A 12,243-nucleotide genomic window follows, 5' to 3' on the forward strand; every position below is an offset into this window, starting at 1 on the left:
CGTGATTGGGTGTGGGTTGTTTAGCAGATGCAAATATAGCGATTTGCCGCTAAATATCAAACTCCCTCCCCGTGCGGTCGATCTGCCTGCGGCACCCGTCGCGGATGACCTGTGCCCGGCCGTTGCGGAAAGGCTTGACGGCTTCGCAGCCCGGGCAGCTGATGCGGGTGCGCCCCGCCGTGTCGATGTAGTGCCATACGTCGCCCAGCCGCACGGCCGCCAGCCCCTCCGTAAAGTCGAAGCCGCAGTCGTAGAGCGGCGCAATGACGACCCGCTGCGGCGTGCGGTAGCCCCAGCGCCCCTGCTCGACGAAGAGTTCGGGCTCCTCCTCCGCGGTGTCGGTGTCGGAGCCGTTGTTGGTGCCGGGTGCTGCCGTGTTGTCGCTGCCGGTCTGCGCCGCAGCCAGCGCAAAGAGAGCCGCCGCGCCGCAGAGATGCGGCGTGGGGGAGGCGAGCAGTTCGGCGATGCGCAGCGGCAGGGCCATGCCCCGGCGGCGGAACAGCGCGGTGATCTCCCGGTAGGCGTCGTCCCCGGGGATGCGCTGCGGTGTGAGCAGCAGCCCGTCCGCACCGCCGTAGCGGAGCAGGAGCGTCGGGTCGCACGCCAGCGCATGCAGCGCCGTGGAGATCAGCGCCGCGGGGTAGTCGTCGAGCCGTTCGTCGTACAGCTCGGCCGTGCGCGCCGGGTGCTGGTAGGCCGCCGTGCCCAGCTCCGGGCTGCGCTCCCCGGCGAAGGCGGGCAGGTAGGCGGCGTCGAAGTCGATCGGGTGCAGCCCGCCGTCCGTGCCGACGATGATGTTCTCGGGTTTCAGGTCGCCGTGCGCCCGGTCGTCGGCCGTAAGCTCCGCGGCCAGCCGATCGAACGCCGCGGCCAGGTCGTGCAGCCGTCCGCACTCCCCTGCATGCGCCGCCTCGCGCACGGCCCGGTCGAGCGTCACGCCCTCGATCCATTCGTCGAGCACGACGTCGACCCACTCGCCGCGCTCGGGGGTCTCGTAGAGGTAGAGCTCGCGCTCGAGCAGCCGCTCGCCGTAGATTTCGCGCAGGTGGTGCGGCGGCCGCAGGTAGCAGCGCAGCGCGCAGACGCGGCCCGCATGGCGGATGCGGAAGACCGCGGCGCTGTTGCCCGCCGAGACGAGCGGACGACCCTGTGCGTCGCGGCACAGTTCGATCCCGTCCAGCGTGCGGGTCAGGCCGTGCGGGTCGGCCAGTGTGGCGAGGTATTGGCGCAGCAGCGGCATGTGCGGAGCGGATTCGGACCGCAGGGCCTTCAACGGCAAAACGGGGCCCCGAAAAGCCCCGTTCGCCGAAGACCGCCCGGGCGGTCCCGTGTGAGATCAGTGGCAGCAGTGGCCGTTGTGGTCGTGGCCGTCGCAGCCGCAGTCGTGGTCACCGCAGTCGCAGCCGTCGCCGCAGCCGTGGTCGCCGCACGAACCGCAGGAGCAGTGGCCCTGCAGGTCCTCGGGCGTCACGTCGCGCACCGAGACGACCTCGACGTCGAAGTGGAGCGTCTTGCCCGCCATCGGGTGGTTGAAGTCCATCTTCACGTGCTCGTCGCCGACCTCCTTGACGATGCCCATCATGCGGTTGCCCTGGGCGTCGCTCATCGGCACCTGGCTCCCCTCGAAGAGGATATCCTCGGCCAGCTTGCCGTCGACCATGAAGATGTTCTTCGGCAGGTCCACGATGGCCTCGGCGATCAGCTCGCCGTAGCCGTCCTTGGGCTCCAGCGTGAAGGAGACCTTCTCGCCGGGCTCCTTGCCGAGGATCGCCTCCTCGAACTTCGGAAGCAGCATGCCCGTTCCGAAGATGAATTCGAGCGGCTGGCCCGGACGCGACTGGTCCGCGATCTGTCCGTCGACGGTGAGCTTGTAGTCCACGCCGACCATTTTGTTCTGTTCTACTTTCATTGTCTGTTCAAAAATTGTTTCTCTTTTCGGTCCTTGCACTGCGTGCGGCCGCAAAGGTAGGAATTAACTTCCGAATTTCCAATTCGCAGCGGCGCACGATGCCGGCCCCTTTTCCGTATCCTCCTTCCGGCCCGGAGCGCACCTCCGCTACTCGCAGTTGCGGCAGCAGAGGTTGCGGTCGCCGTAGCCGTTGTCGATCTTCGTCACGTAGGGGAAGAACTTGGCCTCGCGGACCCATGCCAGCGGGAAGGCGGCCTCCATGCGCGAATAGGGATGCGGCCACTCGCCCGCCAGCTCGACGGCCGTGTGCGGGGCGTTCACCACGACGTTGTCGGCCTGCCCGACGGCCGCCTCGCACTCGCGCTTGATCTGCACGAGCGCTTCGATGAAACGGTCCATCTCGGCCTTCGGCTCCGACTCCGTGGGCTCGACCATCAGCGTCTCGTGCACGGGGAACGAGAGCGTCGGGGCGTGGAAGCCGTAGTCCATCAGGCGGTGGGCGATGTCGCCGCAGTCGATGTTGTACTCCTTCTTGAAGTGGGTCAGGTCGAGAATCATCTCGTGGCCCACGCGGCCCGTCTCACCCGAATAGTAGGTGCGGTACTCCGGTGCCAGGGCCGCCGACATGTAGTTGGCGTTGACGATGGCCATCTCGGTGGCGTGGCGCAGCCCCTCCTCGCCGAGCATCTTGATGTAGCCGTAGGTGATCGGCAGCAGCAGGGCCGAGCCCCAGGGTGCCGACGCGACGGCCGTGATGCCCTCCTCGCCGCCCGTCGCGACGATCGGGTGCGACGGCAGGAACGGCCGCAGGTGCTCCGCGACGCAGATCGGGCCGACGCCCGGGCCGCCGCCTCCGTGCGGCATGGCGAAGGTCTTGTGCAGGTTCAGGTGGCAGACGTCGGCGCCGATGTAGCCCGGGTTCGTGAGGCCCACCTGCGCGTTCATGTTCGCACCGTCCATGTAGACCTGTCCGCCGGCGTCGTGCACCGCGTCGACGATCTCGCGGATGCGGCTCTCGAAGACGCCGTGCGTCGAGGGGTAGGTCACCATCAGTCCGCACAGCTCCGAGGAGTGCTCCTGCGCCTTGCGCGTGAGGTCCTCGACGTCGATGTTGCCGCGCTCGTCGCACGCCACCGTGACGATCTTCATCCCGGCCATGGCCGCCGATGCGGGGTTCGTGCCGTGGGCCGAGGCGGGGATCAGCACGACGTTGCGGTAGCCCTGGCCGCGGCTCTGGTGGTAGGCGCGGATGACCATCAGGCCCGAGTATTCGCCCGCGGCGCCCGAGTTGGGCTGCAGCGAGCAGGCGGCGAAGCCCGTGATTGTGGCCAGGTCGTGCTCCAGTTCGGCAATCAGCTCCAGGTAGCCTTCGGCCTGGTCGGCCGGGGCGAAGGGGTGCATCATCTGGAAGCCCGCGAGCGAGAGCGGCTGCATGAGTGCCGCGGCGTTGAGCTTCATCGTGCACGAGCCGAGCGAGATCATCGAGTCGGCGAGCGAGATGTCGCGGTGCTCGAGTCGCTTGATGTAGCGCATCAGGTCGCTCTCCGAACGGTAGGAGTTGAAGACCTTTTCGGTCAGGTAGGCCGATTCGCGGCGCAGCGCGGCGGGAATGCACGCCTCGGCGGCCATCTTTACGGCCTTGGCCTTGCGGCCCTTGGCGGCGGCGAAGATGCCGATCACGGCGGCCACCTCGTCGGGGGTGGTCACCTCGTCGAAGGACATGCGCACGCACCCCTCGCCCGGGTAGTAGAAGTTGATGCCGCTCTCGAGGGCCAGCGACTGCACGACGGCGGCCTCGGCCTCGACCTCGAGCGTGTCGAAGAAGTCCGCCGAGGCGAGGCGGTAGTCGAGTGCCTCGAGGGCGCGGGCCACGGTGACGGCGGCCAGGTGGGCCGTCATGGCGGCGCGGCGCAGTCCCTCCGGGCCGTTGTAGACGCAGTAGAAGCCGACCATCGAGGCCATCAGCGCCGAGGCCGTGCAGATGTTCGACGTGGCGCGCTCGCGCTTGATGTGCTGCTCGCGCATCTGGAGCGCCATGCGCAGCGCGCGGTTGCCCAGCCGGTCTACCGAGACGCCGATGATGCGGCCCGGCATGTTGCGCTTGAAGCTCTCGCGGGCGGTCATGTAGCCGGCGCTCGGGCCGCCGAAGCCCATCGGCGTGCCGAGGCGCTGCGTCGTGCCCACGGCGATGTCGGCTCCCCACTCGCCCGGCGCCTTGAGCAGTGCGAGCGAGAGCAGGTCCGCCACGGCCGTCACCAGCGCACCCTTGGCGTGGGCCGCGGCGGTGAAGGCGGCGTAGTCGCGCACGGCGCCGTCGGCGGCCGGGTACTGGACGATGGCGCCGAACTCCTTGCCCGTGAATTCATACTCGTCGTATTCGTCGATGATGAGCTCGATGCCGAAGGGTTCGCTGCGCGTGAGCAGCACGTCGAGCGTCTGCGGGAAGATGTTGCGGTCGACGAAGAGCTGGTTGCGCCCCTCCCTGACCGCCTCGCGCGAGCGGCAGGCGAACATCATCAGCATCGCCTCGGCGGCCGCCGTGCCCTCGTCGAGCAGCGAGCAGTTGCCGATTTCCATGCCCGTGAGCGAGATGACGGCGGTCTGGAAGTTGAGCAACGCCTCGAGACGGCCCTGCGAAATCTCGGCCTGGTAGGGGGTGTAGGAGGTGTACCACGCGGGATTCTCGAAGACGTTGCGCGAGACGGCCGCCGGGACGGCGCACGGGTAGTAGCCCATGCCGATGAATGACCTCAGGCAGCGGTTGCGCCCGGCCAGCTCGCGGATGTGTGCCGCGAACTCGTATTCGCTCATGCCCTCGGCGGGCAGGGCGAGCGGTTTTTTCAGACGGATCGACGCGGGGATGACCTGCGCGATGAGCTCCTCCACGGAGTTGACGCCGATGACCTCGAGCATGGCCCGCAGGTCCTTTTCGTTGCTGACGCCGATGTGGCGCGAAGAAAACTTGTCGAACATATAGGGGTGTTTGTATGGTTGATCGGATCAGTATTTGAACGAGCTGCCGCCGATGAACTCCCGCAGGATCGACGTGGGCGGGATTTCGTCGGGCGGAATGGGGATGAAGTTGTCGAGGAACTTGAGCATGCGCCGCGCCTCGTCGTACTCGGGCACCGTGTCGGGTACCTCGCGCAGAATCTTCTCGGCAAAGGGCCGCAGCACCGAAATCTCGTAGAAGAGCGACGAGTTGAGCATCACGTCGGCGTTCTCCTGGTAGGGGAAGATGTGGCGCTCCTCGCCGCGCCGCACCGAGGCCCAGCGCGAGAGGGTCTGCAGGGCGTCGGAGCCCCGCTGGCGGTAGTCGCGCGTCAGGCGGCGCAGCAGGCGGTTGTCGGTCGTGGCGATGCGCGAGAGGTTGTCCATGGCCACCGACGTGAAGCACGAGATGTAGATCTTGAACTTCACGGCGTCGGGCACCGAGGGGGTGAGCCGCGGGTTGAGCCCGTGGATGCCCTCGATGATGAGGACCGAGTGCTCGTCGAGCGTCAGCGGCGTGTCGTGCTGCGTGCGGCGCCCCGTGATGAAGTCGTAGCGCGGGATGTCGACGCTCTCGCCCTGCAGCAGGCGGTGCAGGTGGTCGTTGAAGAGCTCCAGGTCGATGGCCTCGAGCGCCTCGTAGTCGTACTGGCCGTTTTCGTCGAGCGGCGTCTTCTCGCGTTCGACGAAGTAGTCGTCGAGCGAAATCATCACCGGACGCAGCCCCAGCACGCCGAGCTGGATGCCCAGCCGCTTGGCCGACGTGGTCTTGCCGCTCGACGAGGGGCCCGAGATGAGCACCATGCGCACGCCGCGCGTGCGATGCGCCTCCTGGATGGCGTCGGCCACCTCGGCGAACTTGCGTTCGTGGAACGCCTCGGCGATTTTGATCATGCCGCCGGCGTCGCCCGCCAGTGCCCGGGCGTTGACCGCGCCGATCGTCGGCACGCCCATGAGCGCCACCCACGACTGGTATTCGCGGAAGATGCCGAACATCTTTTCCTGCGAGACGTGCTTGTGCAGCACGTCGGGCGACGTGCGCTGCGGCAGCGCCAGGTAGAAGCCCCGGTAGTAGGGCTCGATCCCGAAGCGGGTGATGTAGCCCGTCGAGGGGGCCAGCGAGCCGTAGAAGTAGCCCGGGATGTCGCCGAGCGTGTAGAGCTCGCTGTAGAGCCGCGGCCGCGTGTCGAGCAGCGCGATCTTGTCGTCGTAGCCCTGCTCGGCGTAGCGGGCCCGGACCTCCTCGGTGAGGATTTTCGAGCGGCGGATCGGCAGGTCGGCCTCGACGATCGCCCGCATGCGCGCCTCGAGGGCCGCGGCCGCCTTGCGGGTCAGCGGGTCGATGCCCTCGATCTCGCAGTAGAAGCCGCTCTGCCCCATCGAGTGGCGGATGTGGAGCGTCTGCCCGGGGTAGAGGTCCCGGACGGCCTTCTGGAGGATGAACCACGATGTGCGCTGGTAGACGCGGATGCCCGCAAACGAGGTGATGTCGATGAAGCGGATCGTGACCGGGGTGTATATCTTGTAGTTGAGCTCCTTGACGCGGTTGTTGACGAATGCCGCCAGGAAGGGATGGGCTCCGGCCGTGAGCCGTCGGGAGATCTCCAGCAGCGAGGTGCCCATCGGGATTTCCAGTTCGCTGCCGAGGTTTTCGCAGATGACTTTGATCTTGTCGGTCATATACCGGTTTTTTATGCGATTGGTGAGTAAAGGTAAAAATTATTTGTAATTTTGGCAAGCACAAATACGGATTATTATGAAGAGACGGATTCTTTGGCTGCCGCTCCTGCTGGCAGCTCTTTTTGTCGCCTGCGCTCCGCGCGAGCGTACCCTCGTGCTGCTCTCGACGAACGACATGCACGCCCGCATCCAGCGTTTCCCGCAGCTGGCCGCCGCCGTCGCGGCGTGCCGCGACACGGCGCAGTGCGTCGTGCTGGTCGACGCCGGCGACCGCTGGACCGGCAACGCCTATGTCGACATGGCCCCGACGCCCGGCATGCCGATCCTCGAGCTGATGAATACGCTGGGCTACGACGTGGCGACGCTCGGCAACCACGAGTTCGACCGCGGACAGGCGCACCTGGGCCGCATGATCGACAGCATGGCGTTCGAGGTCGTCTGCGCCAACGTCGTGAGCGACACCTGCACCTTCCCGCAGCCGGCGCCCTGTACGATTCTCGAACGCGGCGGCGTGCGCATCGGCTTCGTGGGCGTGGTGACCAACTACGAGGGCCCGGGGCATCCTGCGGGCAACGCCTCGTGTTTCGAGGGGCTGGAGTTCCCCGATCCGCAGCAGATGGCGGCGCGCTACGGCGCCGAACTGCGCGGCAAGGTGGACGTGCTGGTGCTCGTCTCGCACATGGGCGACGACCGCGACGCGGAGTATCTGGCGACCGGGACCCCCTACGACGTGGTGATCGGCGGCCATACGCATGTCGTGCGCGACACGCTCGTCGGGGGCGTGCTCCTCACGCAGACGGGCAAGAACCTGACCAACGTCGGCGTCACGACGATCCGCATGAAGGGACGCAAGATCGCCGGCATCGACTACCGCATCGTGCCGCTCGACGGCTACGATGCCGACCCGGCGTATGCCGAGCGTGTAGCGTATTACTATGCCGATCCGGAGCTGAACCGCCCGATCGGGGAGTTTGCCTCGGCGGCAAACGCCTGGGGCGTGGCCAACTGGATGGCCGGTGCCGTGGCCGACGAGGCCGATGCCGAGATCGGCATCTACCACGTGGGCGGCGTGCGCCTCGACTCGATCCCGGCGGGCGGCATGAGCACGGCCCGGGTCTACGATCTGGAGCCCTTCGGTACGCAGGTTGCCCGCATGACGATGACGCCCGCCCAGCTGCGGCGCCTGATTCTCACGAAGTACAACGACACGGAGAATCGCAAGGAGGCGCACCGCGTGGACCTCGTCTCGACGACCCCTTACGATATCGTTACCGACAGCCGCGACAGCGCCCTCGACGTGCGCTTTCCCGCCCTGCGCGAGGGACGCCGCTACCGCGTGGCCGTGAGCGACTACGTCTACCGGAACTACAAGGGGCTGGAGTTCGCTGACGGGGAGATCACCGACACGAAGGTGGCCGACGTGCTGGTCGAGGAGCTCGAGGAGGAGTCGCCGGTTATTCCCGACAACCGTCCGCGGCAGCGGGTGGTTCGGCAGCAGTGAAAACGTGCTGAAATTTTGAAATTTGGCGAAAAAGGATTAGCTTTGCAGTCCCGCGTGCGCGCATAACGGGCGCATGGCGTGGACAAAAACTTAATTATTAACCATTTAACGAGCGATTGTATCGCAAAAATTTCCACATGGAAGAAACAAAGAATGTAGTCACGAACGAGAATTTCGACTGGAATGCGTTTGAGAACGATCTGGGCGTCTACAACCAGCCCCGCGAGGAGATTGAGGCTGCCTATGACAAGACGCTGTCGAACGTCACCGTCGGCGAGGTGGTAGAGGGTACCGTAACGGCCATCACCAAGCGCGAGGTTCTCGTCAACATCGGCTACAAGAGCGAGGGTGTCATTCCCGTATCGGAGTTCCGCTACAACCCCGACCTGAAGGTCGGCGACAAGGTCGAGGTCTATGTCGAGTCGGCCGAGGACAAGAACGGCCAGCTGGCCCTCTCGCACAAGAAGGCTCGTCAGCTCAAGTCGTGGGACCGCGTCAACGAGGCCCTCGAGAAGGACGAGATCATCAAGGGTTACATCAAGTGCCGCACGAAGGGCGGCATGATCGTCGACGTCTTCGGCATCGAGGCCTTCCTGCCCGGCTCGCAGATCGACGTGAAGCCCATCCGCGACTACGACGTATACGTCGACAAGACCATGGAGTTCAAGGTCGTCAAGATCAACCAGGAGTTCCGCAACGTGGTCGTTTCGCACAAGGCCCTGATCGAGGCCGAGCTCGAGGCTCAGAAGCAGATCATCATGTCGAAGCTCGAGAAGGGTCAGATCCTCGAGGGTACCGTCAAGAACATCACCTCCTACGGCGTATTCGTCGACCTGGGCGGTGTGGACGGTCTGATTCACATCACCGACCTCTCGTGGGGCCGCGTGAACCATCCCGAGGAGATCGTGTCGCTCGACCAGAAGATCCAGGTCGTGATCCTCGACTTCGACGACCAGAAGAAGCGCATCGCGCTGGGTCTGAAGCAGCTTACCCCGCATCCGTGGGAGGCGCTCGACCAGAACCTCAAGGTCGGCGACAAGGTCAAGGGCAAGGTGGTCGTGATGGCCGACTACGGCGCATTCGTCGAGATTGCCCCCGGCGTCGAGGGCCTGATCCACGTGTCGGAGATGTCGTGGAGCCAGCACCTGCGTTCGGCTCAGGAGTTCATGAAGGTCGGCGACGAGGTCGAGGCCGTTATCCTGACGCTCGACCGCGAGGAGCGCAAGATGTCGCTGGGCATCAAGCAGCTGACGCCCGATCCCTGGGCTGACATCGAGGTCAAGTACCCCGTCGGCACGAAGTGCACGGCCAAGGTGCGCAACTTCACGAACTTCGGCGTATTCGTCGAGATCGAGGAGGGCATCGACGGTCTGATCCACATTTCGGACCTGAGCTGGACCAAGAAGGTGAAGCACCCGGGCGAGTTCACGCAGGTAGGTGCCGACATCGAGGTCGTCGTGCTCGAGATCGACAAGGAGAACCGCCGTCTGTCGCTCGGTCACAAGCAGCTCGAGGAGAACCCCTGGAACGAGATCGAGAGCAAGTTCGCTGTCGACACCGTACACGAGGGTACGATCACGGAGCTGACTGACAAGGGCGCCGTCGTATCGCTGGCCGAGAACGTCGAGGGCTTCTGCCCGATGCGTCAGCTTGCCAAGGAGGACGGCACGAGCGCCAAGGTCGGCGAGAAGCTCGACTTCAAGGTAATCGAGTTCTCGAAGGCCACGAAGCGCATCACGCTGTCGCACCTGCGCACCTACGAGGCTGCCCGCAAGGAGGCCGAGAAGGCTGAGAAGGCTGAGAAGCGTGCCGCTGCCGACGCTACGAAGTCGACCGTGAAGAAGATCAACGCGTCGGTCGAGAAGACGACGCTGGGCGACATCGCCGGTCTGGCTGCGCTGAAGAGCGCCATGGAGGCTTCGGAGGCTGCCAGCAAGAAGGCTGCCAAGAAAGAGGACGAGGAGTAATCCCAACCTTTTGTACCGCAACGATGCGGGGTCGGCACAGGCCGGCCCCGCATTTTTTTGTCTGCACCGCACGGACAGCCGTGTGCGCCTTGTGTCCGACGCCGGGCGGCCTGCGTGTGTTGACGCCGGGGGCGGCTTGTGTTGGCTCCGGTTTGTTCTGCTTGTGTTGACCCCGTTTGTCCTGCTTGCAGCCGACACCGATTGCCTTGTCCGGTCTGTCGGCGGCTCGGGTGTTATCCGGTCGGGCCGATCCCGGCTTCGGTTGGTGGTTCTGTCCGGTCGGCAGATGCGTATCGGATTGCGGCGGGCGATTATCTCTTCTCCCTTCTTGTCGCCCGGCGTTGCGATTTGCTGACCGGCACCTGGTTGCCGCTGTGGCCGCCTTTTTCCATGCGAAAAAGGAGCCTCACGCGTTCGTGAAAGCTCCTTTTGCGGATGGGGCGTCTGCCGGATGGTTTGCCGGGGATTGCCTGCCTGCTTCGGACGGCATCTTTTCCAGGTACCGCAGCCGCTTCGGCTACGGGGGCGGAGCGAGCGTGCGGCCGCAGGCGGGGATATGGGCATAAAAGAGGTATGGGCATAAAAAAAGAGTCTTCCTCGAAAGGAAAACTCTTTTTCATCGGGTTGGTCAACAGATTCCCAGCCTCGGGATGACCCCTCTTCTGCTCCTCTGTCTCTCTTGCCTCCCCTGTCTTTCCGTCTTGTCGGCCTTTATGATCGGCCCACCGCGGGGACTTATTCGGCGTCGGCAGCGACGACCGAGAACTTGATCGCAGCCTTGACAGCCTTGTGCAGGCGTGCCGTAGCCTCGTACTCGCCGACGGTCTTGATGGCGTCCACCGTGATGGCCTTGCGGTCTACGGTGATACCCTTGGCTGCGAGGGCCTCGGCGAGGTCCGTAGCCGTTACCGTACCGAAGAGCTTGCCCTCCTCGGCCTTCACGGCGATCGTCAGCGGCAGGTTGGCGATCGTCTCGGCCAGTGCCTGGGCGTCGGCCAGAATCTTGGCGTCCTTGTGGGCGCGCTGGCGGAGGTTCTCGGCCAGGACCTTCTTGGCGGCAGCCGTAGCGGCCTTGGCGTAGCCCTGGGGAATGAGGTAGTTGTTCGCGTAACCGGGCTTCACGTTGACGATGTCGTTGGCGTAGCCCAGCTTCTCCATATCTTTGATCAGAATAACTTCCATTGTCGTCTCCTCCTTAAATTATTTCATGCAATCGGTTACGAAGGGCAGGATGGCGAGGTGGCGAGCACGCTTCACGGCCTGTGCGACCTTCTTCTGGAACTTCTGCGAAGTACCCGTCAGGCGGCGGGGAAGGATCTTGCCCTGCTCGTTGAGGAACTTCTTGAGGAACTCACCGTCCTTGTAGTCCACGTACTTGATGCCGAGTTTCTTGAAACGGCAGTATTTCTTCTTCTTGACGTCGACCGATACCGGGTTGAGGTAACGGATTTCCGACTGTGCCTTGTTTTCCTGTGCCATGATTTACTCCTCCTGCTGCTTGTTAGAAAGTTTTGCACGACGTTTCTCCGAGTATTCCACGGCGTACTTGTCCTGCTTGAAAGTTAAGAAACGGATGATGCGCTCGTCGCGGCGGTACTGCGTCTCGAGCGTGTTTACGAGCGAGCCCTCGCCCGTGAACTCCAGGAGGAAGTAGAAACCGGTGGTCTTCTTCTGAATAGGATAGGCGAGCTTGCGAAGGCCCCACGACTCCTTGTTCACGATCTGACCGCCGTTTTCGGTGATTACACCCTGGAATTTGTCAGCGACCTCCTGTACCTGGGCATCGGACAGCACCGGCGTGACAATGAAAACGGTTTCGTAATTGTTCATAATGCTTTTGATTAGTTGTTAATCCCTTTTCGGGACGGCAAAGATACGCATTAAATCGGGAAATGAAAAATTACACACGAAAAAAATCGTTCATTTTGTGATTCTTGGCTCTTTTTTTACTATCTTTATCAAACCTGTCGACAAGCACGGAAAGTGTAAGTCTGTTTCCCGGGATCGGGATGAACGCAGGAAATTCATTTGAATTGGGAGTGGGTATGCATCGTGCCGCGTCGTATCCGTATGCTGTGGATATGGGCGTGGGAGTTGTTGCTTGTTTTTAATTCAAAGGTATCCTACGACCTATTCCGGTGAAATAAGACTTCGGCACCACGCTTTCTTTTTTTTGTATTTAGGTCGCCGGGTGC

Annotated in this window: 9 protein-coding genes; 2 read left to right on the forward strand and 7 right to left on the reverse strand. The window is 63.7% G+C overall.

What is annotated here, in order from left to right; translation table 11 throughout:
- Positions 1 to 49 precede the first annotated feature (49 nt).
- From Q1Y33_RS09115 to Q1Y33_RS09130, 4 genes are all read right to left on the reverse strand, one after another.
- A complete protein-coding gene (locus Q1Y33_RS09115) occupies positions 50 to 1,240 on the reverse strand; it encodes a WG repeat-containing protein (RefSeq protein WP_300799449.1) in 1,191 nt (396 codons plus the stop codon).
- A 96-nt stretch (positions 1,241 to 1,336) separates the two neighbouring features.
- Complete coding sequence (locus Q1Y33_RS09120) at positions 1,337 to 1,909, reverse strand: peptidylprolyl isomerase (RefSeq protein ID WP_300799450.1); 573 nt, start codon at positions 1,907 to 1,909, stop codon at positions 1,337 to 1,339.
- A 147-nt stretch (positions 1,910 to 2,056) separates the two neighbouring features.
- The gene (gene gcvP / locus Q1Y33_RS09125) at positions 2,057 to 4,882 is read right to left on the reverse strand and encodes an aminomethyl-transferring glycine dehydrogenase (protein WP_300799452.1); all 2,826 of its coding nucleotides are present in this window, start codon (positions 4,880 to 4,882) and stop codon (positions 2,057 to 2,059) included.
- 27 nt (positions 4,883 to 4,909) lie between these two features.
- The gene (locus tag Q1Y33_RS09130; RefSeq protein ID WP_300799454.1) at positions 4,910 to 6,580 is read right to left on the reverse strand and encodes a nucleoside kinase; all 1,671 of its coding nucleotides are present in this window, start codon (positions 6,578 to 6,580) and stop codon (positions 4,910 to 4,912) included.
- A 76-nt stretch (positions 6,581 to 6,656) separates the two neighbouring features.
- Between Q1Y33_RS09130 and Q1Y33_RS09135 the strand changes: the two genes are divergently transcribed.
- Together Q1Y33_RS09135 and rpsA are read left to right on the forward strand one after the other, a co-directional pair.
- Positions 6,657 to 8,081 (forward strand): bifunctional UDP-sugar hydrolase/5'-nucleotidase, encoded by a 1,425-nt coding sequence (locus Q1Y33_RS09135; protein ID WP_300799455.1) that lies wholly within the window; start codon positions 6,657 to 6,659, stop codon positions 8,079 to 8,081.
- A 137-nt stretch (positions 8,082 to 8,218) separates the two neighbouring features.
- Positions 8,219 to 10,048 carry a 30S ribosomal protein S1 gene (gene rpsA / locus Q1Y33_RS09140; RefSeq protein ID WP_300799457.1) on the forward strand — a complete coding sequence of 610 codons (1,830 nt, stop codon included), beginning with the start codon at positions 8,219 to 8,221 and terminating at the stop codon, positions 10,046 to 10,048.
- A 735-nt stretch (positions 10,049 to 10,783) separates the two neighbouring features.
- Here the strand turns inward: rpsA and rplI are convergent.
- From rplI to rpsF, 3 genes are read right to left on the reverse strand one after another with little or no spacing between them, the layout of a single operon-like run.
- Positions 10,784 to 11,230 carry a 50S ribosomal protein L9 gene (gene rplI / locus Q1Y33_RS09145; RefSeq protein WP_300799459.1) on the reverse strand — a complete coding sequence of 149 codons (447 nt, stop codon included), beginning with the start codon at positions 11,228 to 11,230 and terminating at the stop codon, positions 10,784 to 10,786.
- An 18-nt stretch (positions 11,231 to 11,248) separates the two neighbouring features.
- The gene (rpsR, locus tag Q1Y33_RS09150; RefSeq protein WP_018694586.1) at positions 11,249 to 11,527 is read right to left on the reverse strand and encodes a 30S ribosomal protein S18; all 279 of its coding nucleotides are present in this window, start codon (positions 11,525 to 11,527) and stop codon (positions 11,249 to 11,251) included.
- Positions 11,528 to 11,530: 3 nt separating this feature from the next.
- Positions 11,531 to 11,878: a 30S ribosomal protein S6 gene (rpsF, locus tag Q1Y33_RS09155; RefSeq protein ID WP_295907204.1), complete on the reverse strand. Its 348-nt coding sequence runs from the start codon at positions 11,876 to 11,878 to the stop codon at positions 11,531 to 11,533.
- Positions 11,879 to 12,243: the final 365 nt, after the last annotated feature.

It is taken from the genome of uncultured Alistipes sp., from assembly GCF_949296715.1.
Taxonomy (GTDB): domain Bacteria; phylum Bacteroidota; class Bacteroidia; order Bacteroidales; family Rikenellaceae; genus Alistipes.